This is a genomic window from Flavobacterium suzhouense (genome assembly GCF_042684765.1).
Classification (GTDB): domain Bacteria; phylum Bacteroidota; class Bacteroidia; order Flavobacteriales; family Flavobacteriaceae; genus Flavobacterium; species Flavobacterium suzhouense.
Genome location: NZ_JBHUMD010000024.1, coordinates 41,858 through 63,909, shown reverse-complemented (window position 1 = coordinate 63,909; position 22,052 = coordinate 41,858). Strand labels below are relative to the sequence as shown.

Genomic DNA, 22,052 nt, shown 5'->3' with positions numbered 1-22,052 from the left:
TATTTAATGATTTGATTACAAAGTATACGAAGCTGTGGTAAAACTCTGCTACTTTGCTACTTTGTAACTCTGCTACTTTCACGCGAATTAACTACATTTGCATTCTTATTATTTAAAGCTATGTCGACTGAAGAAAGATCACTTAATTTTATTGAGCAGATTATTGAAGAGGATATGGCAAACGGATTTGCTAAAGACAAATTACGTTTCCGTTTCCCACCAGAACCTAACGGTTACCTGCACGTAGGCCATGCCAGTTCTATATGCCTTAATTTTGGGCTTGGACTAAGGTATAATGCGCCTGTAAACCTACGTTTTGATGATACTAACCCTGCAAAAGAAGAGCAGGAATATGTAGATGCCATCAAGAAAGATGTAGAGTGGTTGGGCTACCAATGGGCTGAAGAACGTTATGCTTCAGATTACTTTCAGGAGCTGTATGATTGGGCAGTTCAGTTCATTAAGAACGGAAAAGCCTATATAGACAGCCAGAGCAGTGAAGACATGGCTAAACAAAAAGGAACTCCATCGCAACCGGGTACTGAAAGTCCTTTCAGAAACCGTTCGGTAGAGGAGAACCTTGACCTTTTTGAAAGAATGAAAAACGGTGAATTTCCTGAGGGAACACACGTTTTGAGGGCAAAAATAGACATGACATCAAGCAATATGCTTATGCGTGACCCTATTATGTACCGTATATTACACAAACATCATCATCGTACAGGTGATGCCTGGAAGATCTATCCAATGTATGACTGGGCTCATGGTGAAAGTGATTATGTAGAAGAAATTTCGCATTCACTTTGTACACTTGAGTTCTTGATGCACAGGGAATTATACGATTGGTTCCTTGACCAGATCTACACTGAGGGTAAAGTAAGACCAAAACAACGTGAGTTTGCAAGACGTAACCTGAGCCATACTGTAGTGAGTAAAAGAAAGCTTTTACAATTGGTACAGGAAGGTCATGTTAACGGTTGGGACGATCCAAGGATGTCAACAATTTCAGGAATGAGAAGAAGAGGATATACGCCTGCTTCTATTCGTAATTTTGCTGACACTATTGGTATTGCGAAGCGTACAAACCTTATAGATGTTTCATTATTAGAGTTTTGCGTTAGAGAAGATCTTAACAAGATCGCTCCACGAGTAATGGCTGTACTAGACCCTGTTAAGCTTGTAATTACTAATTATCCTGAAGGAAAAGAAGAGTGGTTAGAAGCTGAAAACAATCCTGAAGATGAGTCTGCTGGATTTAGGGAAGTACCTTTTTCAAGAGAGCTTTACATAGAAAGAGAAGACTTTATGGAAAATGCCAACAGTAAATATTTCCGTCTGACTCTTGGTAAAGAAGTACGTTTAAAAAATGCCTATATCATTAAGGGTGAGAGCGTTTTAAAAGATTCTGAGGGTAACATTACAGAGATTCACTGTACCTATGATACAGACAGCCGTAGCGGTAGCGGAACTGAAGCCAGCTTACGAAAAATTAAAGGTACCATTCACTGGGTTTCTATTCAACATGCTGTAGAAGCGGAAGTTAGAATCTACGACCGTTTGTTTACACACGAAGCTCCGGATGCTGATAAAGATGTTGATTTTAAAGAATATATTAACCCGAACTCACTGGAAGTTATTAAAGGTTACCTTGAACCAAGCCTGAAAAGTGCAGAAGCAGGTGAACGTTACCAGTTCCAGAGGTTAGGTTATTTCTGTGTTGATCCGGATACGAATGCTGAAAAGATAGTTTTCAACAAAACTGTTGGTCTTCGTGATACCTGGGCTAAATTAGAAAGCAAAGAATAGTAAAATAAATTTTACTTATAGAAGCTCCTGAATTTTCAGGAGCTTTTTTATTATTTATAAAATTGATTGAATTTAAAATTTATATAGATGAATACTTAAAAAAGTGACTTTATATAATTCGATATAATCAATTTTAAAAAAATGGTAATGTATTTGGATATGTATCTACTTAAACGTTTATTAAAACGCTTTATTTTAATTTTTACCTTTTTTATTGATAAATTATAGTATACTACTATTAATAATTTTATTTTAAAAGATTTTATATATCATTAATATAAACTATTAATTTATATTTTAATATCGATTTTATTTTTTATAGTAATATATGATTCATTTATATTAATTGATTGTATTTTACTATTATTAAATCTATCTATAGTATTTAATTTTTTAATTGATTATATCTTTTATAGATTTAAGCTATTTTAATTTTAAAAACTACTTTATTATTTCTATTATTGATAGTTTCTATTGATATTATATTTTTAATAGATGAATTATTAAAAAAGTGACCTCTATAAATTATCGCTACTCAATTATAATTTTGTGATAAGGTATTTGTATATTTATAGAAGAGAAATCTTATTAAATGGCTTTATTTTGATTTTACATTGTTTGGCTTTCAATTAACGCCCTATTAACACCCCTCAAATGTTAAAACGGGTATCTTTATAATTATTAATCAAAAAAAATTATATCATGGCTGGTAAAACAGGAACAATTGTAGCTGTACTTGCAGGTGCAGCAGTAGGAGCAGCATTAGGAATTTTATTTGCTCCGGATGAAGGATCGAAAACAAGAAAAAAAATAAAAGATGGTGCTTTAGCTAAAAAAGATGAGCTTGCCAATAAGCTTAGTGACCTTACTGAAACTGTAAAAAGTAAGTTTGGTGCTGCTAAACACGATCTTGAAGGTACTATAGATCATTTGGTTGCCGACGTAGAACACAAAACTGAAGATGTGATTGCTATGTTGGAGAAAAAACTTGAAGAACTTAAAAAAGACGCTAAGGCTACAGCTTCTAAATAATTCACTGTATGGCATTTGAAGAAATAAAAGAAAACGCTGAAGAGCTTAAACACGAAGTAAAAAACCTTTTAGATGCAAATCTAAAATACTATAAGCTTTGGGGGTTTAAGATACTCATGAAATCAACATCGGCTATCCTTAAGGTTTTTCTTTTGGGAGTTATGCTGATTATAGTTACTGTATTTTTTTCAATTGCTGCAGCATTGGGTATAGGCTATTGGCTTGATAATTTTGCTTATGGTTTCCTTATTGTGGGGCTTATCTATCTTGTAACGGCTATAGTTGTATATAAGGTTCAGGATAAGATTGTTGAAGGACCTATGTTATCAACTTTTTCAAAGATATTTTTTAAGAAATACGACTAGGCATGAATACAAAGATATACCGCAATTTTGACGAAATAAACAAAGATCTTGAGATATTTAAGGTTGAAAAAGATTTAGCGTATGCCAAGTTTAAAAGAAGCCTTGATGATACTCAGGAAAGCCTTAAACCTATGAATATGATAGGGGAGACCCCTAAGAAGATACTGGGGGTTTTAGGTAAATTTTCAGGACCAATTAAGAGTGTAGCATTAAGCTGGCTCTTTAAAAAGATATTTTAAAAAAGAAATCCCACCATTGAGTGGGATTTTTTTATATTCGGTGCTTTAAAGATACTATGAAGCAATCTACTAAAATTTTATGTATTGTAATTATCTGTATAGTTCTATTAATTATTTTTTATCCAACTGAAAAAAAATTAAATATTAGAGGTAACTGGTCTATTGATAAATTAGTAGTTAATGGCGAAGAGAAATTATTTGGTTCAGTTGAAATTGAAGAAAATAAGATTTATATAAACAGATATAATCCTTTAAAAAACTGCAGTTATAAGTTCAAAATCCATTCAAATGATAGTATAAAAATTTGTTGTAAAGAAGAGAAAGTCATCTCAAGAGATAGCTTTGAGCGATTATCAGCAGAAGATATAAATCTTGAAGGCAATTATAAAATTAAGAAAAGCAGTAAAATTATTGGAAGCGGAACAAATGCTTATTATGATTTAAAACTTGAATTTATTTCTAAAAATAAGTCAATATTTATGTATAATACCGAACCTGTTCGATGGAATAAAGGATTACCGGCCAGAGGAACGCCTTAAAAAAGAAATCCCGCTCAATGGCGGGATTTTCTTTATTCTTCTTTACTTATTTCTTCAATCCATTTTCCATAGTCAAAAGAGTCTTTAGTTCCGTCTTTCTTATATACAGTTGAATAATCAGTTCCTTTAATTTTTACAACTGAGTCACCTACTGCTGTTTTTTCCCAAAATCTTCTGCCAGGTTCGACTTGTTGTTTATTATTTAGGAGAAGTACGTGAACCGGATATTTACCTTCAACTTTGGTATATTTTTTTACTATTATTCCAATATAATTTTCGTCTCTTATATCTTCCAGCATATTTTTGTGAACATTTTCTATTCTGCTATTCCAGTTGATATAAAAAGAAAATCCTATAAAAAGCGAAAAGATAAGGGCGATATAGTAAATATTTTTCATAGTAATTTTTAGTTTGAAGCAAATATAAAAAATCCCGCTCAATGGCGGGATTTTCTTTTTTATTCTGTTTCAGGATTTTCATGTTCATGGCTGTCATGAGTATGATGATCTTCCTCATTTTTCTTTTTAGTAGCAGTTTTTTTCAGGTTACCTTGTTTAATAGATTCTCCTACCTGGTTAGAAGCGCTAAATGAAGCTACCATATTATTCAGCATATCGCTGCCGGCCTGTGGTGAGTTTGGCAATAATATCAGGTTTGAATTAGTATCAGAACCAATAGCCTGAAGTGTATCATAGTGCTGTGTTACAACAATCAAGGCTGATGCCTCCTGTGAGTTGATGCCTACTTCATTCAGTACATTAACACTTTCTACAAGTCCTCTGGCTATTTCACGACGCTGATCGGCAATACCCTGACCCTGTAATCTTTTGCTTTCTGCCTCAGCTTTTGCTTTTGCTACAATCCTGATTCTTTGTGCTTCTGCCTCATATTCAGCAGCCGATTTTTCCCTGTCGGCAGCATTAATACGGTTCATGGCATTTTTCACCTGAATATCAGGATCGATGTCGGTGATCAGCGTATTGATGATATCATATCCATAAGTGGCCATAGCCTCATTAAGTTCACGTTTTACTGCAATTGCAATATCGTCCTTACGTTCAAAAACATCATCAAGTTTCAGTTTTGGCACCTCGGCACGAACCACATCAAACACGTATGATGTAATCTGATCATGCGGGTATTGCAGTTTATAAAAAGCTTCATATACCTTTTCCTGTATCACCACAAACTGAACCGAAACTTTCATTTTCACGAACACGTTTTCTTTGGTTTTGGTTTCAATGATAACATCAAGCTGCTGTATCTTAAGGTTTATCCTTCCTGCTATCTTATCGATGATTGGAATTTTAAGTTGCAGACCTGCATGACGAATGCTCAGGAATTTACCGAAACGTTCCACGATTACCGCAGTTTGCTGCTTAACGGTAAAGAAAGAGGATAAAAAAATTAGTACTGCAAAGAACAGTAATACATAGATAAAAATATTTCCCATAATAAAGGTTTTGTTGATTGCTGGTAAGTTACGATTTTCTGTAAAATAAAAAACCTTCCGGTTAGGGAAGGTTTCGTTACTATAGAGTTGCTATTGCTTTTTGTATCCTGCTGATTGTTTCAGCTTTACCTATCAGGGTAGTGATATCAAACAAATGAGGCCCTTTTACAGCCCCTACAAGGCTTAAACGTAGTGGTTGCATCACTTTACCCATTCCTATCTCATTTTCTTCCATCCAGGCTTTTACAATGCTTTCTACATTTTGCGATGAGAAATCAGTAATGTTTTCCAACACGCCAATTAATCTTTCCATAACTTCTGCCGTTTCCGGTTTCCAGTTCTTAGCTGGTTTCTCGTCATAAGCCGTTGGTGCTACAAAGAAAAAGTCTGCCAGATCCCAAAGTTCAGATGCAAACGATGCACGTTCTTTTACAAGTGCTACAGCATCGGTTACATAATCAATAGGTTTGTTTATGCCTCTTTCAACAAGTGTATGGTTGAACTGCTGTGCCACTACATCGTTTGGCTGTCGTGTAAAATACTGGTGGTTGAACCATTTATTTTTCTCCGGGTCAAATTTAGCACCTGCCTTATGTACCCTCTCCAAATCGAATAGTTGTACAAGCTCATCAAGTGTAAACAATTCCTGGTCGGTACCGGAATTCCATCCCAACAAAGCAAGGAAGTTGATAACCGCTTCCGGAAGGAAGCCTTTTTCCCTGTAACCTGAAGAAACAGTTCCATCTGTATTTTTCCATTCCAAAGGGAATACCGGGAAACCTAATTTATCACCATCCCTTTTAGAAAGTTTACCATTACCAACCGGTTTAAGGATAAGCGGAAGGTGAGCAAACTGAGGTGCTTCCCAACCAAATGCCCTGTATAAAAGTTCGTGCAGGGGTAGGGAAGGCAACCACTCTTCACCACGGATAACGTGGCTTGTTTCCATTAGGTGGTCATCCACAATATTAGCCAGGTGATAAGTAGGCATACCATCGCTTTTGAACAATACTTTGTCGTCAAGCAGATTAGTTTCAAACTTAATATCACCACGAATGATGTCTTTCAGGTGTAATGTCTCATTAACCGGAGTCTTAAAACGGATAACATAATGCTCTCCATTCTCTATTCTTTGCTGCGTTTCTTCGGCACTAAGCTTTAGAGAAGTCTCCATTGTTTCACGAATGGCGTGATTGTAGATGAATGTTTTTCCTTCAGCTTCAGCCGTTGCTCTAAGGGTATCAAGCGCTTCAGGAGTATCAAAAGCATAGTATGCCCAACCATTCTCGATAAGGTTAAGTGCATATTGCTTGTATATTTCTTTTCTTTCGCTTTGGCGGTATGGGCCAAATTTTCCTTCTTTCCCAACACCTTCGTCAAAAGGAATGCCGCACCAGTTTAGCGCTTCGATAATGTATTCTTCTGCACCTTCAACATAACGGTTTTGGTCAGTATCTTCTATCCTAAGGTAGAAAACACCACCATGTTTTTTGGCAAATAAATAATTAAAAAGGGCTGTCCTTACACCTCCAATGTGTAAAGGTCCTGTTGGGCTTGGTGCAAAACGCACGCGAACTTGCTTAGACATTGTTACTTAAATTTAGTGGTGCAAAGATACGATTATCAAATTTCCGTAATAACTAATTTGAACATCGAATTTGAAGTTATTAACAATAACCGCCTTACTAATGCTGATAACCCGTCATATTATTGAATTTTTACGTTTAATAGTTCCGCGGAATTTGTATTTTTATCAGTTATTAACAATCGACTGTATTTTGGAAGCAAAAAATGTTATTTATTCCAAGCTGGAAGCCTTCATCAGGAAGTACTATACCAACGAACTTTTACGTGGAACAATACTTTTTGTAGGGCTGGGGCTGCTGTATTTTATTTTCACACTGTTGGTAGAGTATTTTTTATGGCTGCCACAGGGTGGGCGTACTGTTTTGTTTTGGATGTTTATTGCTGTAGAGATTTTCCTGTTGTTCAGGTTTATCCTTTTTCCAACTTTTAAACTTTTCAAATTACAAAAGGGTATTGATTATACTCAGGCATCAGATATCATAGGGAAACATTTTTCTGAAATAAATGACAAGCTTACCAATTTTTTACAGTTGTCTTCTCAGCAGGAACAATCAGAATTGCTGATTGCATCTATTGAGCAAAAAGCAAATAACCTGCAGCCGGTTCCTTTTGGAAATGCAATCAATTTGAAAAAGAATGTAAAGTACATTCCGTATGCTGCTATTCCGTTATTGTTGATTTTATTTTTCATGATCAGTGGAAACTCAAAAGTTATTACGCAAAGTTTTGACAGGGTAGTGCATTACGGAAAACACTTTGCACCACCGGCTCCTTTTGAATTTGTGATAGTGAATAACGCACTGACTGCGCAACAGGATACTGACTTTTTGCTACAGGTAAAAACACAGGGAAATGTTGTTCCAGAAAACGCCATGATTTCTATTGGCGAAGAAAGTTATTATCTTGAAAATGTTAAGCCCGGTGTTTTTCAATACCTTTTTGAAAAGCCTTCAAAAAATATCGAATTTGAACTTAAAGCCAATGATGTTACTTCTAAGCCGTATGAGCTGAATGTCGTTGCTGTACCTACCATTGCTAATTTTGAGATGGTATTGAACTTCCCATCTTACCTTGGTAAAAAGTCTGAAGTTGTTCAGGGAACCGGTAACGCTGTTGTTCCTGAAGGAACTAAAGTTACATGGAAAGTACAGGCTTTGGCTACTAACAATATCGAATGGCAAAGCCAGAGGCAGTCTTCTGCCTTTGTAAATAGTGAAAACACCTTCTCACTATCAAAAAGTATCATGCATAATACAGAATATCAGATACTTACTTCAAATAATAAGGTAAAAAACCACGAAAAACTGCAATATCAGATCACAACTATCAAAGATCAGTATCCAACCATTACTGTTGGTGCTGCACCGGACAGTTTAAAGCTGGACAGAGAGGTGGTTTTAGGTCAGGTATCTGATGATTATGGTTTGACAAAACTTCAGATTGTTTATTACCCACAGGATAATCCTGATGCTGCCAAACGTGGAACACTACCTGTTAAGAAGGATGTTTACGATCGTTTTGTATATACATTCCCTAACGGACTTACGCTTAAAGAAGGTGTGCGTTATGAATACTACTTTGAGGTTTTTGATAATGACGCTGTCAATCATTACAAGTCGGCTAAGTCTTCTGTTTTCTCTCACAAAGAACTTACACAGGAAGAGAAACGCGAGGAAGCTCTTCAGGAACAAAACAGCAACATCAACAGTCTTGAAAAATCAATCAAGAATCAGGACAAACAATTGAGTGAAATGGACAAGCTTCAGAAGATGGGTAAGGAGAAAGACAACATGGATTTCAAAGACCAGAAGAAGATCCAGGACTTCATTAATCGCCAGCAACAGCAGGATGAAATGATGAAAGAATTTTCTAAAAAGCTTGAGCAGAATTTAGAAAAATTCAATCCTGATAAAAAGGATGAGTTTAAAGAAGAGCTGATGAAGCGTCTTGAAAAGAATGAAAAAGAAGCTGAAAAGAATCAAAAACTTTTAGAGCAGTTAAAGGAGCTTACCAATAAATTACAAAAAGAAGAACTGTTTGATAAGGTAGATCAGCTTAAGAAAAACAGTAAAGATCAGACTAAAAATCTGGAACAATTGGTAGAACTTACCAAGCGTTTTTATGTAGAAAAGAAAGCCGAACAACTTGCTGATAAGTTAAAAGAGCTTGGTGATAAACAGGAAAAACTTGCAGATAGTGATAAGAATTCTGAAGAGAAACAGGAGGAGATAAAGAATGAATTCGACCAGATTCAGGAAGAGCTTCGTGAGCTTGAAAAACAAAACGAAGAACTTAAAAAGCCTATGGATATTCCTACCGATAAAAATGAAGAAAAGAATGTTGAAGAGGATATGCAGAAGGCATCTGATGAATTGAAAAAAGATCAGAAGGATAGTAAGCAAAAAGCCAAACCAAAACAAAAATCCGCAGCTCAAAAGATGAAACAAATGGGTGGTCAGATGATGCAGATGATGGCAGGTGGCGAGCAGGAACAACTTGAAGAAGATGTAAAAATGCTTCGTCAGATTCTTGATAACCTATTGGCCTATTCATTCTCTCAGGAAGATGTTATGGGTAAGTTTAAAGGCAGCACTACGCATTCGTCTTCGTTCAGCAAAAACCTTAAGAAACAACAGGACCTGAAACAACAGTTCAGGCATGTTGATGATAGTATCTTTGCGATGTCATTACGAAATCCTAAGATTACCGAAAAGATTACGGCGGAGGTAGGGAATGTTCATTATTACATTGACAAAGCAATTACCGATCTGGCGGATAATATGGTTCCGCGAGGTGTATCCAGCCAGCAATATGCTGTAACCTCTGCGAACAAATTAGCAGATTTTTTAAGTGATGCACTTAACAATATGCAGATGGAAATGCAAGGTTCAGGCATGGGTAAATCCAAACCGGGTAAATCGGGTAAAGGCGATATGCAACTTCCCGATATCATACAGAAGCAGGAAAGCCTCTCCAAGAAAATGAAAGATGGCAAGGAAGGTAAAGACGGCAAAAAGGGTGAAGGAAGAGATGGCCAGCCACAGCCCGGAGGTCAGAAAAAAGGACAAGGCCAGGGTCAGGGTGAAGGTGAAAATGGCGATCAGGAAGGTGATGCAGAGAAGCTTTTGGAGATATATAAAGAACAGCAACAATTACGTGAATCGTTACAAAAAGCCTTAGATAGACAAGGCATGGGAGGTAATGGGCAGAATGCGCTTCGTGAAATGAAAGAGATAGAAAAACAATTGTTGAGTAAAGGTTTTAAAGGCGATGCCGCAGAAAGAATGCAACGTTTAAAACATGAGCTTTTAAAACTTGATAAGGCTGTTCAGCAACAGGGCGAAGAGAACAAACGTCAGTCACAAACCAATAAAAAAGAGTATAACAATAATGCTACTGCTATTCCGGCTGCTCTAAAAGATTATCTGAATAGTGTAGAGATATTAAACAGACAAAGCTTACCTTTGCGCCCAAATTTTAATCAAAGGGTTCAAACCTATTTTAGAAAAGATGATTAGTTTTAATTACGAGACCGATTTTGAGCTTCAGGACGAAGCCAGATATGAAGAGTGGATTTCTGAGGTGATAGAATCAGAAGATAAAACCGAAGGTGAAATCAATTACATATTTTGTGATGATGAATACCTTTTACAAAAAAATATAGAGTTCTTAGATCACGATACACTTACTGATATTATCAGTTTTGACTATACAATGGGTAATCTTATAAGTGGTGATATATTCATTTCTGTAGAGCGTGTTAAGGATAATGCCGCTGATTTTAATGTTTCTTTTGATGATGAATTACGTAGGGTTATGGCTCATGGTGTTCTTCATTATTGTGGTTATAAAGATAAATTAGATGAAGATTCTACGGTTATGCGTTCTAAGGAAGAAGAGAAAATGAAGCTGTTCCACGTGGAACAATAAATTAAACATCTATTAATTTTTCGTCACGTTCCACGTGGAACGTTTCGATTTTTGAAGCCAAAAGCTTTGAACGTTCCACGTGGAACGTACTGCTTGGCGAAATTTTTTTCAGCAATTTTTAGCGTTCCACGTGGAACAAAGGAGAATAAAATGTTTAACGAAGTATATGATGTAATTGTTGTGGGTGCAGGGCACGCCGGTTCTGAAGCCGCTGCTGCTGCTGCAAACATGGGCAGTAAAACGCTGCTTGTAACAATGAGTCTGCAAAACATAGCTCAGATGTCGTGCAACCCTGCCATGGGCGGAATTGCCAAAGGACAGATTGTGCGTGAGATTGATGCCCTAGGAGGGTATTCGGGAATTGTGTCTGATAAAACAGCAATTCAGTTCAGGATGCTGAACAAATCAAAGGGTCCTGCAATGTGGAGTCCGCGTGTGCAAAGCGACAGAATGCGTTTTGCTGAAGAGTGGAGGCTGATGCTGGAGCGTACCCCGAATCTCGATTTTTATCAGGAAATGGCTTCCGGAGTTGTAATTGAGGATGGAAAGATAAAAGGAATCAGAACATCGCTTGGAATCGAAATCAAAGCTAAAACGGTTGTGCTGACCAACGGAACTTTCCTAAATGGGTTGATCCATATCGGGGAGAAACAGTTTGGTGGAGGAAGGGCAGGCGAGAGCGCTGCTTACGGTATTACGGAGGATTTAGTTCGCGCCGGTTTTGACTCTGGTAGGATGAAGACAGGAACGCCGCCACGCGTGGATGGTCGCTCACTGGATTATTCAAAAATGATAGAACAACCCGGTGATGAAAATCCTGATAAGTTTTCTTATTCTGATGTAACCAGGCCACTGGTACATCAGCGTTCTTGTCATATGACGTACACCTCAGAACTTGTTCATGATTTACTTCGTGAAGGTTTTGACCGTTCGCCAATGTTCAATGGACGTATTCAAAGTTTGGGACCAAGATATTGCCCTTCGATTGAAGATAAAATTAACCGTTTTGCAGATAAAGATCGTCACCAGCTTTTTGTTGAACCGGAGGGATGGGATACTGTTGAAGTGTATGTAAACGGATTTTCAACTTCGCTTCCGGAGGATGTTCAGTTTAAAGCGTTGCGTTCTGTTGCCGGTTTTGAGAATGTTAAGTTCTTCCGTCCGGGATATGCGATCGAATATGATTATTTCCCGCCAACACAGTTAAAGCATACGTTGGAAACGAAATTGGTTGAAGGATTGTTTTTTGCAGGACAGATTAATGGAACTACAGGCTATGAAGAGGCAGCTGCCCAGGGATTGATGGCCGGTATTAATGCTGCGCTTAAAGTGCAGGAAAAAGATCCGTTCATATTAAAACGTAATGAAGCTTATATAGGGGTGCTTGTTGATGATCTTATCACTAAGGGAACGGAAGAACCATACCGTATGTTTACATCACGTGCGGAATACAGAACATTACTTCGTCAGGATAATGCAGATTTCAGGCTTACGCCTTTGTCGTATGAAATTGGCTTGGCTAAAGAAGACCGTTTACGCAGAATGGAGAAGAAACGCGACGAGTCGGAAGCGTTTGTGAAGTTCTTTAAAGAAACTAGTGTTTCTGTTGCTGAAGCTAACCCTATACTTGAAGAAAAGGGTTCTTCGCCGATGGTGCAGCCGGATAAGATGTTTAAAGTGTTTTCGCGTCCGCAATTAGAGCTTGAAGATATTCTTAAGTTTGAAAAAGTTCAGGAATACATTAAAGAGAACAATTTGGATAGGGAAGTTGTTGAACAAGCCGAAATTCAGGTTAAATATTCCGGATATATCGAAAAGGAGAAAAATAATGCGGATAAGCTTAACCGACTTGAAGATTTAAGAATACCGGATAATTTCGATTACGACAAGATTAAATCGCTTTCGTACGAAGCGAAAGAAAAAATGAAAAAAATCAGGCCCGTTACTATTTCGCAGGCTTCGCGTATTAGCGGTGTGTCTCCGAGCGATATTTCGGTGCTTTTAATACATATGGGACGATAATGAGAATGTTTCACGTGGAACGATGTAAAAAACCCTTTTTGATGAAAGGGTTTTTCTTGTTTTTGGTTTTTGCCCTTGCAACTGGCTGCATTACACCAAGACATACCGTAGAAGTAGGTGATTATTTGCTTTTAGATAATGGAAAGCAAATTTTAGGTCAAGAAAAGGGGCTTACTTGCTTCTTTTTTGAAAATGATCAGAAAAAAATGCCTTTTCGGGAATTTTTGGTGATAAAATATGGTTTAGGCTATACCGAAGACATTTCGTATAATGTAGATATCGAAGGGACACGATTTAAAGTTTTTTTGTATACTGATGACGAATTGGTTAAATATTATGATTTGACACAATTTATGGTGAGTAATATCGAAACTGAGCCTAATCGAATTGGTTCTGCTGCTAATTTTTTAGGTATGTCGGTAATTGATAAGAATAACCAGGATTGCCTTGCAGATAATTCGCTTTACCAAAAGATTGTTATAAATTACCTGAGAGAGTTAAAATACCAATACTACAATTATTAATGGATTTTTCAAAACACAACGTTTACATTACCGTTCAGGATTATTCTGTTTCAGGAGAAAAATTTGAACTTTTACTGGATGACGAATATCAGTTGCTCAAAACAAACCCACAACCCGCTCCTGAAAAATTAGGCAGCTATTATGAAAGCGATGATTATATCTCGCATACGGACGGGAAGCGTTCTTTGTTTGAAAAACTTTACCACACGGTAAAACAGAAAGCTTTACGCGACAAAATCCGATTATTGGAGCAATTTCAGCCAAAAAAAGGAAAATTCCTTGATATTGGTGCAGGAACAGGTGATTTTCTGGTTGTAGCGTCTAAAAACGGATGGGATGTAACCGGATTAGAACCCAGTAGTAAAGCAAAGGCAATTGCTGAAGCTAAAGGAGTAAAGTTTGCTAATGCACTTGCTGATATTCCGGATCATTCTGTTGATGCAGTTACCATGTGGCATGTGTTAGAACACGTGCCTGATGTTGAAGCGCAAATTTCAGAGTTAAAGAGAATTCTTAAACCTGATGGTGTTCTGATTGTTGCCGTGCCAAACTTTAATTCGTATGATGCGAAATATTACGGACAATTTTGGGCTGCTTATGATGTGCCAAGACACCTTTGGCATTTTTCAAAAAAATCTATTAAATTACTTTTTGGAAAACAGGGGATGGAACTGGTAAAAATTTTACCGATGAAATTTGACAGTTTTTATGTGAGCCTTTTATCGGAAAAATACAAAACCGGAAAAATGAGTTTTGTCAACGGTTTTTGGATCGGATTACGCTCAAATTTGAAAGCGAAGCAAAATTTTGAGTATTCTTCGCATATTTATGTTCTAAAAACGGCTAAAAATTAAAATAAAGCGTCAGATTTGACGATTTACAGGCTTAATATGGCTTTGGGTTGGCGATTTTCAAACGTTCGGGAGAAGGCTTTATTTAAGGCCGGTTTTGATTGAAGATTTTTATAGGCTACGTTTAAATCGATAAATTCTCCTTATACATTAAAAAAGTGCTAAAAATCCTCTTTTTTTGGAACTTGGCAACTAATTATTACTTTTACGAAAATTTTTAAAATAACACTTAAATCATAAAATGAAAAAATCACTTTTGATATTCGGTTTTGCCCTTGCGGTAATTTCATGTAACAAAGATGCAGGTACGGCAAGTACAGGTTTAAAAACGGCTTATGTAGATACCAACAAAATTGTTCAGGATCTTGAAGAATTTAAAGAGCTGGAGTCGCAAAGCAATACCAAAAGAGAAGTGATGGCTCAGGAATTACAGTCTAAGGCGCATCAGTTTGACCTAGATCGTGCAAGTTTTGCTGAAGAAGCCAGAGCTAAGGGAATGCAATGGGCTCAGTTAAAGCAACAAGAGCTTCAGAAAAGAGGCCAGGAACTTCAAATTTCTCAGGAGGCGATGCTTAAGCAGCTTCAGGATGAATTTGGTCCTAAAAATGACAGCTTAATCAGCAAAATCAAGAAATTTGTGGCTGATTATGGTAAGAAAAAAGGTTATGATTATATCTACGGTACAGGTGATGTTGTAAGCATTATGTATGCTAAAGAAGGTTTCGATATCACGGATAAAATCACTAAAGAACTGAATGACAAGTTTAAAGGTGGTGCTAAGAAAGAAGAAGCTCCAAAAACTGAAGAAAAGAAAGAAGAGAAAAAATAGTCTTTTCTAAACGATATTAAAATGCCTCCGAAATTCTGGGGGCATTTTTTTTGGAATTAATTCTGCTTAAAAATGCGTAATTTTCGCGCTTCAATTTACACGCCTCATGGAAAACATCTCAACAGCTGCATCATATGCCTTACGCTTTATAAATCAGACAAATAGGTCTGTTTTTCTTACCGGTAAAGCGGGTACGGGTAAGACAACGCTGCTTAGGGAAATCATTCGTACTACGCATAAAAATGTAGTTGTTGTGGCGCCTACTGGCATTGCGGCGCTGAATGCAGGTGGTGTTACCATACATTCAATGTTCCAGTTGCCTTTCGCAGGATTTATTCCGGACATGAATCAGCCACCGCAAGTTTCTGATACTGCGCGGTTTGAAAATAAGGATACCCTTCGCCGTCATTTCCGTATGCGTGCTGATAAACAGTCTGTTATCAATAATCTTGAACTATTGGTTATTGACGAGGTAAGTATGTTGCGTGCTGATCTTTTAGATGCAATGGATTTTATGCTTCGTTCAGTTCGTAAGAAAAATCTTCCGTTTGGAGGTGTTCAGGTATTATACATTGGCGACCTTTTACAGCTGCCTCCGGTAGTGAAAAATGAGGAGTGGGAAGTACTGAGGAATTATTACAGAGGTAAATTCTTTTTCCATTCGCATGTGGTTCAGCAGGATCCGCCGCTGTATATTGAGCTTGACAAAATCTACAGGCAAACCGACAGCACCTTTATTGATGTTCTTAACAATTTGAGGAACAATGTAATAACGGCGAATGACCTCAAAGTACTGAATACCTTTGTACAGCCTGATTTTGATTCTACAAAACACGCGGGTTACATAACCCTTACCACACACAATGCCAAGGCTGATGCCATGAACGCGACATCGCTTGAAGAGCTGGATGAGAAACAGTTTACTTTTGATGCTGAAATTGTGGGTGATTTTCCGGATAAAATTTATCCGGTGGAGCAGGAACTGAAACTTAAAGTAGGGGCACAGGTAATGTTCATTAAAAACGACCTGTCTCCGGAAAAGAAATATTTCAATGGGAAAATAGGCGTAATCAAATCATTATCAGATGAAGAGATACTCGTGCATTTTCCGGAAGAAGATGAAACCATCGAGGCTACCAAGTACGAATGGCAAAACGTTCGCTATTATGTTGACGAGGTAACAAAAGAAATAAAAGAAGATGTTTTGGGCACTTTTGTGCACTATCCGCTAAAACTGGCGTGGGCGATTACGGTTCACAAGAGTCAGGGACTTACTTTTGACAAAGCTGTGCTTGATGTATCGCAGGTTTTTATGCCCGGACAGGCCTATGTGGCTCTTTCGCGTTTGCGTTCGTTAGAAGGGCTTATTTTGCTTTCTCCGATACGGATGAACGGTATCTCGAGCGATGCCGATGTGATAGATTATGCAGCGGGCAGGGCAGAAGAAGGTGAACTTGAAAATTCACTTAAGCAGGAAACGGAACGGTTTATTGCCAACTTCCTGATAAACAGTTTTGAATGGAGTGATCTGGCTACCGAATGGCAACGTCACAAGATGAGTTACCTGAGTGAAGGACCTAAATCGCTAAAAGCCGGATATCGTGAATGGGCAAATCGTCAGGATAATAATATTCATGGGTTGCTGGATGCCGCACAAAAATTCAGGATGCAGCTCAACAGGCTTTTCAGTCAGCCGCAAATTGACATGAAGTTTGTGGGTGAGCGCGTAACGGCCGCGGTAAACTATTTTTTCCCGGTGATGGATGCCATTGCGACCGGTCTTTTTGAAAAAATGGAAGAGGTAAAACGCATTCGAAAGGCTAAAGGATTTTATGAAGAACTGGCAGAACTTGAAGAAAACCAGACTGCAGCGGTAATACGGCTGATGAAATCAAAACTGCTGATGGAGATCGTAAATGATGGACAGCCAATCAGTCGTGAGAATCTGGTATCGCCGGAAATACTTTCATACAAAACGAAAAAACTGGATGTTATTCGTGGAACAATGAAACAGCATAATGCTTCGCTGCTTGAAGAACCGGAAGACGATTACGTAACAGAACGTTATGCCCCGAAAAAGAAGAAATCTACAGAGCCTAAAAAAACTACGCTGGAAGAAACGCACGAACTTTGGCTGCAAAAAATGTCGGTTGAAGATATAGCGCGCGTCAGGAAATTAACCGAAACAACGGTTTTAAGTCATTTTGCAGGCCTTATACAGGGCGGAAAAGTAAAAGTAGAGGAAATGCTCCCTGAAGACAAAATAAACGCGCTGAGCGAAGCTTTTAAAGGATTTGAAGGTGAAGGTCTGGGAACTCTTAAGGAAAAATTTGGCGACGAATTCTCCTGGAGTGAATTAAAGCTTTATAAAGCCAGCCTTAGAGAATAAAAAAAGCGAACCGTTTGGTTCGCTTTTTTTATGCAAAGATTGAAGAATCGAATTATCTAAAAATCCAGCAATCAGTATTATAACCATGTAAGAACAAGAACTGCAGGGATAAAATAGATAACAATCGTTCTGGCACCGTCATATTCTTTAGCCATACGCTGGCCTAAAAGAAGGAACAGCAATGTTACGCATGAAATAAGGCTTCCCCAGAAAGCAAATTCGGTTTCTCCGTTCATGATCATCTGGATAGCACCGATAACCGAAAAGGCTCCTGCAAAAACTTCAAGCACAAGGATCAGGAACAATGATTGCGGCACCATGTTTTTGATGGGTGTTTGTGCAAAGTGGCCTTTAAGCCATTCAACGTTTCCTTTCCAGTCAGCTACTTTGTCATAGCCAGATTGTATGAAAGTTATGCCCAAAAAAATCAAGGTGATAATGGTTGCGATGTGTGTGTACATAGTGTTATTTTTTATGGATTAATCGTGTAAGTTTTATGGATAAGTCGGTTAAAATAATTTTAGCATTCCCGTTACGCTCAATGTGATACAACGCGTCGCTAAGCTCTTTGAATATGTCATTTATGTTGTTGCCGTTTACAAAAGGTGCAAAATTTTCAAGCTTGAATTTATCTACGGTCGGTTCCATGAAAACAAGTTCCTTAGCATTATAATTCAGCAATAATGCCTGACGGAACATATCGATGCAGAAATTCAGAAATTGTTTTTGGGCCTCACGGCCAATACCTGCAATGGCCTCACTCCAGGCAATAAGATCCTGAATGGCAGCGGCATTACCCTTAGCACGGAAAGCGGCACGCACCCACATAACGAACCATTCTTCAAACGGATTGTCGTCATCGGTTTTATGCAGCAGGTGTAAAGCTTTGTTATAGTTGCCCTGCGCCTGGTGGGCAATTTTTAAGGCTGCGCGCTGTTCTATATTTTCACGTGAAACGAGTGCTTCAACAATTGCTTTTTCACCTAATGGGCCAAAGTTAAGTACCTGGCAACGCGAAAGTATGGTTTGCAGTATATCGTCCTGGCTTTCGGCAATGAGAAGGAAAACCGTTTTTTCGGGTGGTTCTTCCAGCAACTTTAGCAACTTGTTAGCCGTAGCCGTATTCATTTTGTCGGCCATCCAGATGATCATCACTTTATAGCCGCCTTCATAGGCTTTTAGCGAAAGTGATTTTACGATCTCGGTAGCTTCGTCAACACCAATCTGTCCCTGTTTGTTGGCAATGTCAATTTTTTTATACCAGTCGAAAAGACTGCCGTAGGGAGTCTCTTCAACAAATTCACGCCAGGCCTTTAAAAAGTTGGCACTCACAGGGTGGCTTTTCACATCGCTATTTGTTGACACCGGAAAAACAAAATGCAGATCGGGGTGCGACAGGTTGCGGAATTTAAGGTTACAGGCTTCATTGCCATTGGTGTTTTCACCGCCGGAGTTAGCACACAAAATATATTGCGCATAGGCAATAGCCATGGGTAAAGTACCTGAACCTTCTGGGCCTATGAAAAGTTGCGCGTGTGGAATACGCGATGATGAGGCACTCGTAGTAAGGTGACTTTTAATATGTTCCTGTCCTAAAATTTCTGAAAAAAGCATGGGGCAAATATAACATAAACTTGGTAAGTCGCTGAGTTAAGAAATTACAGCTTTTTATTCATAAACCGCATGCTGTACTTTCACACTATTTCGTTTTGCCGGGAAATCGTTTAAAATTATCAGGTAACTGATGTATTCAGAAGCTTTTACCAAAAACATTTCTTTGGGTTTATGTTGTTCCAGTCCTGATTTGAGAGGACAATCGGGCATATCTTCTGTATTTATTTCGGCTTCATTCGTAAAATGAACAGGGTCGGAGTACCGTTCGGCAAGTTCCTGAAAAGTAAAACCAGATTCATAATTTGCCAGTATTGTTTTTTGTGCGGATTCTATTTCGGCTTCGGGTTGTTTGCGGTTGTCAAAAAAAATCATGGAGCAGTTATAAATCACCTCCTGGCTGGAACCGATAACTTTGTGTAAGTCCTGACCGTTTATAATTATATCTCCCGGTTTTTTTAGAGAATATATTTTAAAGATCTCCCCGTCATCTTCGTAATAAGTAAATGAAGATGTAATTTCTTTGTTTTTGTCAAAATAGTCTCTTGCTTCCTGTTCGGTAGGCGGTTTTTTTTGGGCGATTCCAACCTGCCAGGCAGATATTAGGAGAAGCAAGAGGCTATATTTCATGACATGGATTTAGGTTGCTAACTTTTATAAACGGCATGTTCTACACGAATGACTTTTATGGTTTGGTTATCAGTGTTTTTCTTAACGATGTGGTACCAGCCCTTTTCGGCAGTAATAACGGTAAATACTTCACCGTTGTTATGTTCTTTAACCGCTTTTTCAAAAGTACCCACCATTTGCCCGTCCGTAAATTTCATCTCGACAGCATTGGGATTCTTATCCATCGAATATTTTTTTATCAGTTCGGCAAAGGAAGTACCGTTGTTATATTCGGCAAATATTTCATTGGTCAGCCGGCTTATTTCTTCCTGAGCTAATTTTTTACCGTCCAGATAGATATACCCTGCATTATATGCAGTGGCCGATGTGGTTTCAATAAATTTATAAATATTCTTACCATCTACCACGACATCTCCGGGTTTATGGTTTTTCAGCAAATCGAACTTTTTATCCAGTTCGCTGATGTCAATTGTAGGATTGATATGGCTTTCAATATAGTCCTTCGCCTGTGTGGGCGTTGGTATTTCCTGAGCTTTAGTTGTAAGCCAGAAAACAGGAACCAGAAGTAATGCAATTGTTTTCATAATTAGGGGGGATTTATGTTAAACAAAAAAGGTGAAATTACATTAGTAGTTTATTCCGGTAATTTAATAGTGATGGATGCGTTTCTTTCGGCAACTATGGGCTTATTTTTTTCATATCAAGCATTTTATGAAATCTAATATAAGATAAATCCTGTTACGAAACACACACCAATACGTTTTCGTGAAAGATTAATTCGAGTTTTCATTACATAAAACTTCCGTTTCATGCACTAAATTCAATTTTAACACCTGCATAAATCACTGAAATTCAATACTATAAAATAAGTTTAAAAATCTTTTTGAACAACTTATTGGCTATTTATTAACAGAAAGGCCTATATTTGCCTTTCTACAATATCTAATAAAAACTAAAAGCCCATTAATGAAAACTCTTGCCGATATCAATTTTGCGAATAAAAAAGCCGTAATCCGTGTAGATTTTAATGTACCTCTGGATGAGAACTTTAAAGTAACTGACACTACCCGTATTGAAGCTGCTAAGCCAACAATTGATAAGATTCTTAAAGACGGCGGCAGTGTTATCCTTATGTCGCACTTAGGCAGGCCGAATGGTGTTGAGGAAAAATATTCACTAAAACATATTGTAGATACAACCTCAGAGATACTTGGGGTTAAGATAAAATTTGTAAACGACAGCATAGGTGCTGAAGTAGAGCAGGCTGCTAAGGATTTACAACCCGGAGAAGTGCTGCTTTTGGAAAACCTTCGTTTTTACAAAGAAGAAGAAGCTGGTGATGAAGGCTTTGCAAAAAAACTTGCAGGCTTAGGAGATGTTTATGTGAATGATGCTTTTGGTACGGCTCACCGTGCTCACGCTTCTACAACAATAATTGCAAACTATTTTCCTGAAAATAAAGTTTTTGGCGAACTTCTTGCTAAGGAGATCGAAAGCCTTGACAAAGTTTTGAAAAACAGTGAAAAGCCGGTAACGGCAGTATTGGGCGGATCTAAAGTTTCGTCTAAGATTACGGTTATTGAAAACATACTTGACAAGGTAGACCACCTGATAATTGGAGGAGGCATGACCTTCACATTTATCAAGGCTCAGGGCGGAAAAATTGGCGACTCAATATGTGAGGACGACAAACAGCAACTTGCCCTTGATATTTTGGCAAAAGCCAAAGAGAAGAACGTACAGATTCACCTGCCGGTAGATGTTATTGCTGCTGATGGCTTCAAGAACGATGCCCAAACACAGGTTGTTGATGTAACTGCGATTCCTGACGGTTGGCAGGGGCTTGACGCAGGGCCAAAATCGTTGGAAAACTTTAAGAAAGTTATCCTTGAGTCCAAAACCATTCTTTGGAATGGTCCGCTGGGCGTATTTGAGATGGAAAACTTTGCCAAGGGTACTATCGAACTTGGTAATTTTATTGCAGAAGCTACTAAAAACGGGGCTTTCTCTCTTGTAGGAGGAGGTGACTCTGTAGCAGCCGTTAAGCAGTTTGGCCTGGAGCCAAAAATGAGTTATGTGTCTACCGGAGGAGGTGCCATGCTTGAAATGCTTGAAGGACGCACACTTCCTGGTATCGCAGCGATACTAGGGGAGTAGTGTTAAAGTTTATAATAGAAATCCAAAATTAAAGTTATCATACTTTGTTACTTTGTAATGCATTGTAATTTAACTGATTAAAAAAAGT

20 protein-coding genes are annotated in these 22,052 nt (G+C 37.9%); 13 read left to right on the top strand and 7 right to left on the bottom strand.

Annotated features, from left to right (window positions below):
- Positions 1–120 precede the first annotated feature (120 nt).
- The 5 genes from ACFSR3_RS09715 (at position 121) to ACFSR3_RS09695 (ending at position 3,981) form a co-directional block, all read left to right on the top strand.
- Entirely contained in the window at positions 121–1,806 is a 1,686-nt protein-coding gene (locus tag ACFSR3_RS09715) for a glutamine--tRNA ligase/YqeY domain fusion protein (RefSeq protein WP_379820799.1), read from the top strand.
- Between the two features lie 702 nt (positions 1,807–2,508).
- Complete coding sequence (locus ACFSR3_RS09710; protein ID WP_114758741.1) at positions 2,509–2,838, top strand: YtxH domain-containing protein; 330 nt, start codon at positions 2,509–2,511, stop codon at positions 2,836–2,838.
- 8 nt (positions 2,839–2,846) lie between these two features.
- On the top strand, positions 2,847–3,203 hold the full coding sequence (locus ACFSR3_RS09705; RefSeq protein ID WP_114758742.1) for a competence protein: 357 nt from the start codon (positions 2,847–2,849) through the stop codon (positions 3,201–3,203).
- A 2-nt stretch (positions 3,204–3,205) separates the two neighbouring features.
- A complete protein-coding gene (locus tag ACFSR3_RS09700; RefSeq protein ID WP_379820798.1) occupies positions 3,206–3,442 on the top strand; it encodes a DUF6327 family protein in 237 nt (78 codons plus the stop codon).
- A 56-nt stretch (positions 3,443–3,498) separates the two neighbouring features.
- On the top strand, positions 3,499–3,981 hold the full coding sequence (locus tag ACFSR3_RS09695; RefSeq protein WP_379820797.1) for a hypothetical protein: 483 nt from the start codon (positions 3,499–3,501) through the stop codon (positions 3,979–3,981).
- A gap of 32 nt (positions 3,982–4,013) precedes the next feature.
- On the opposite strand, the gene ACFSR3_RS09690 is transcribed toward ACFSR3_RS09695, so the two are convergent.
- From ACFSR3_RS09690 to gltX, 3 genes are all read right to left on the bottom strand, one after another.
- Positions 4,014–4,379, bottom strand: coding sequence for a hypothetical protein (locus tag ACFSR3_RS09690; protein WP_379820796.1), 366 nt, complete (start codon positions 4,377–4,379; stop codon positions 4,014–4,016).
- Between the two features lie 59 nt (positions 4,380–4,438).
- Entirely contained in the window at positions 4,439–5,434 is a 996-nt protein-coding gene (locus tag ACFSR3_RS09685; protein WP_379820795.1) for an SPFH domain-containing protein, read from the bottom strand.
- Positions 5,435–5,513: 79 nt separating this feature from the next.
- Positions 5,514–7,022, bottom strand: coding sequence for a glutamate--tRNA ligase (gene gltX / locus ACFSR3_RS09680; protein ID WP_379820794.1), 1,509 nt, complete (start codon positions 7,020–7,022; stop codon positions 5,514–5,516).
- A gap of 190 nt (positions 7,023–7,212) precedes the next feature.
- On the opposite strand from gltX, the gene ACFSR3_RS09675 reads away from it, so the two are divergent.
- From ACFSR3_RS09675 to ACFSR3_RS09645, 7 genes are all read left to right on the top strand, one after another.
- Positions 7,213–10,539 carry a DUF4175 family protein gene (locus ACFSR3_RS09675; RefSeq protein ID WP_379820793.1) on the top strand — a complete coding sequence of 1,109 codons (3,327 nt, stop codon included), beginning with the start codon at positions 7,213–7,215 and terminating at the stop codon, positions 10,537–10,539.
- Positions 10,532–10,951 (top strand): rRNA maturation RNase YbeY, encoded by a 420-nt coding sequence (gene ybeY, locus ACFSR3_RS09670; protein ID WP_379820792.1) that lies wholly within the window; start codon positions 10,532–10,534, stop codon positions 10,949–10,951. Before ACFSR3_RS09675 ends, ybeY begins: the two co-directional genes overlap by 8 nt.
- Positions 10,952–11,101: 150 nt before the next feature.
- Positions 11,102–12,973: a tRNA uridine-5-carboxymethylaminomethyl(34) synthesis enzyme MnmG gene (gene mnmG, locus ACFSR3_RS09665; RefSeq protein ID WP_379820791.1), complete on the top strand. Its 1,872-nt coding sequence runs from the start codon at positions 11,102–11,104 to the stop codon at positions 12,971–12,973.
- Positions 12,974–13,014: 41 nt separating this feature from the next.
- Positions 13,015–13,497, top strand: a complete 483-nt coding sequence (locus ACFSR3_RS09660) for a hypothetical protein (RefSeq protein ID WP_379820790.1) — start codon at positions 13,015–13,017, stop codon at positions 13,495–13,497.
- A complete protein-coding gene (locus ACFSR3_RS09655; RefSeq protein WP_379820789.1) occupies positions 13,497–14,351 on the top strand; it encodes a methyltransferase domain-containing protein in 855 nt (284 codons plus the stop codon). Before ACFSR3_RS09660 ends, ACFSR3_RS09655 begins: the two co-directional genes overlap by 1 nt.
- Positions 14,352–14,589: 238 nt before the next feature.
- Entirely contained in the window at positions 14,590–15,177 is a 588-nt protein-coding gene (locus tag ACFSR3_RS09650; protein WP_379820788.1) for an OmpH family outer membrane protein, read from the top strand.
- Between the two features lie 106 nt (positions 15,178–15,283).
- Complete coding sequence (locus tag ACFSR3_RS09645; RefSeq protein ID WP_379820787.1) at positions 15,284–17,566, top strand: helix-turn-helix domain-containing protein; 2,283 nt, start codon at positions 15,284–15,286, stop codon at positions 17,564–17,566.
- Between the two features lie 77 nt (positions 17,567–17,643).
- Here ACFSR3_RS09645 and ACFSR3_RS09640 read toward each other — a convergent pair whose 3' ends face one another.
- The 4 genes from ACFSR3_RS09640 to ACFSR3_RS09625 are packed head-to-tail and all read right to left on the bottom strand — an operon-like array spanning position 17,644 to position 20,391.
- On the bottom strand, positions 17,644–18,027 hold the full coding sequence (locus tag ACFSR3_RS09640) for a DoxX family protein (RefSeq protein WP_379820786.1): 384 nt from the start codon (positions 18,025–18,027) through the stop codon (positions 17,644–17,646).
- Positions 18,028–18,031: 4 nt separating this feature from the next.
- Positions 18,032–19,180, bottom strand: a complete 1,149-nt coding sequence (locus tag ACFSR3_RS09635; RefSeq protein ID WP_379820785.1) for a DNA polymerase III subunit — start codon at positions 19,178–19,180, stop codon at positions 18,032–18,034.
- A gap of 54 nt (positions 19,181–19,234) precedes the next feature.
- On the bottom strand, positions 19,235–19,807 hold the full coding sequence (locus tag ACFSR3_RS09630) for a hypothetical protein (RefSeq protein WP_379820784.1): 573 nt from the start codon (positions 19,805–19,807) through the stop codon (positions 19,235–19,237).
- A 17-nt stretch (positions 19,808–19,824) separates the two neighbouring features.
- Positions 19,825–20,391: a peptidylprolyl isomerase gene (locus ACFSR3_RS09625; RefSeq protein WP_379820783.1), complete on the bottom strand. Its 567-nt coding sequence runs from the start codon at positions 20,389–20,391 to the stop codon at positions 19,825–19,827.
- A 382-nt stretch (positions 20,392–20,773) separates the two neighbouring features.
- On the opposite strand from ACFSR3_RS09625, the gene ACFSR3_RS09620 reads away from it, so the two are divergent.
- Positions 20,774–21,964, top strand: a complete 1,191-nt coding sequence (locus ACFSR3_RS09620) for a phosphoglycerate kinase (protein ID WP_379820782.1) — start codon at positions 20,774–20,776, stop codon at positions 21,962–21,964.
- Positions 21,965–22,052: the final 88 nt, after the last annotated feature.

Bases quoted from the DNA above. Each gene is read 5' to 3' on its own strand.
- ACFSR3_RS09715 (WP_379820799.1), top strand. From the start codon at position 121: ATGTCGACTGAAGAAAGATCACTTAATTTTATTGAGCAGATTATTGAA.
- ACFSR3_RS09710 (WP_114758741.1), top strand. From the start codon at position 2,509: ATGGCTGGTAAAACAGGAACAATTGTAGCTGTACTTGCAGGTGCAGCA.
- ACFSR3_RS09705 (WP_114758742.1), top strand. From the start codon at position 2,847: ATGGCATTTGAAGAAATAAAAGAAAACGCTGAAGAGCTTAAACACGAA.
- ACFSR3_RS09700 (WP_379820798.1), top strand. From the start codon at position 3,206: ATGAATACAAAGATATACCGCAATTTTGACGAAATAAACAAAGATCTT.
- ACFSR3_RS09695 (WP_379820797.1), top strand. From the start codon at position 3,499: ATGAAGCAATCTACTAAAATTTTATGTATTGTAATTATCTGTATAGTT.
- ACFSR3_RS09690 (WP_379820796.1), bottom strand. From the start codon at position 4,379: ATGAAAAATATTTACTATATCGCCCTTATCTTTTCGCTTTTTATAGGA.
- ACFSR3_RS09685 (WP_379820795.1), bottom strand. From the start codon at position 5,434: ATGGGAAATATTTTTATCTATGTATTACTGTTCTTTGCAGTACTAATT.
- gltX (WP_379820794.1), bottom strand. From the start codon at position 7,022: ATGTCTAAGCAAGTTCGCGTGCGTTTTGCACCAAGCCCAACAGGACCT.
- ybeY (WP_379820792.1), top strand. From the start codon at position 10,532: ATGATTAGTTTTAATTACGAGACCGATTTTGAGCTTCAGGACGAAGCC.
- mnmG (WP_379820791.1), top strand. From the start codon at position 11,102: ATGTTTAACGAAGTATATGATGTAATTGTTGTGGGTGCAGGGCACGCC.
- ACFSR3_RS09660 (WP_379820790.1), top strand. From the start codon at position 13,015: ATGAAAGGGTTTTTCTTGTTTTTGGTTTTTGCCCTTGCAACTGGCTGC.
- ACFSR3_RS09655 (WP_379820789.1), top strand. From the start codon at position 13,497: ATGGATTTTTCAAAACACAACGTTTACATTACCGTTCAGGATTATTCT.
- ACFSR3_RS09650 (WP_379820788.1), top strand. From the start codon at position 14,590: ATGAAAAAATCACTTTTGATATTCGGTTTTGCCCTTGCGGTAATTTCA.
- ACFSR3_RS09645 (WP_379820787.1), top strand. From the start codon at position 15,284: ATGGAAAACATCTCAACAGCTGCATCATATGCCTTACGCTTTATAAAT.
- ACFSR3_RS09640 (WP_379820786.1), bottom strand. From the start codon at position 18,027: ATGTACACACACATCGCAACCATTATCACCTTGATTTTTTTGGGCATA.
- ACFSR3_RS09635 (WP_379820785.1), bottom strand. From the start codon at position 19,180: ATGCTTTTTTCAGAAATTTTAGGACAGGAACATATTAAAAGTCACCTT.
- ACFSR3_RS09630 (WP_379820784.1), bottom strand. From the start codon at position 19,807: ATGAAATATAGCCTCTTGCTTCTCCTAATATCTGCCTGGCAGGTTGGA.
- ACFSR3_RS09625 (WP_379820783.1), bottom strand. From the start codon at position 20,391: ATGAAAACAATTGCATTACTTCTGGTTCCTGTTTTCTGGCTTACAACT.
- ACFSR3_RS09620 (WP_379820782.1), top strand. From the start codon at position 20,774: ATGAAAACTCTTGCCGATATCAATTTTGCGAATAAAAAAGCCGTAATC.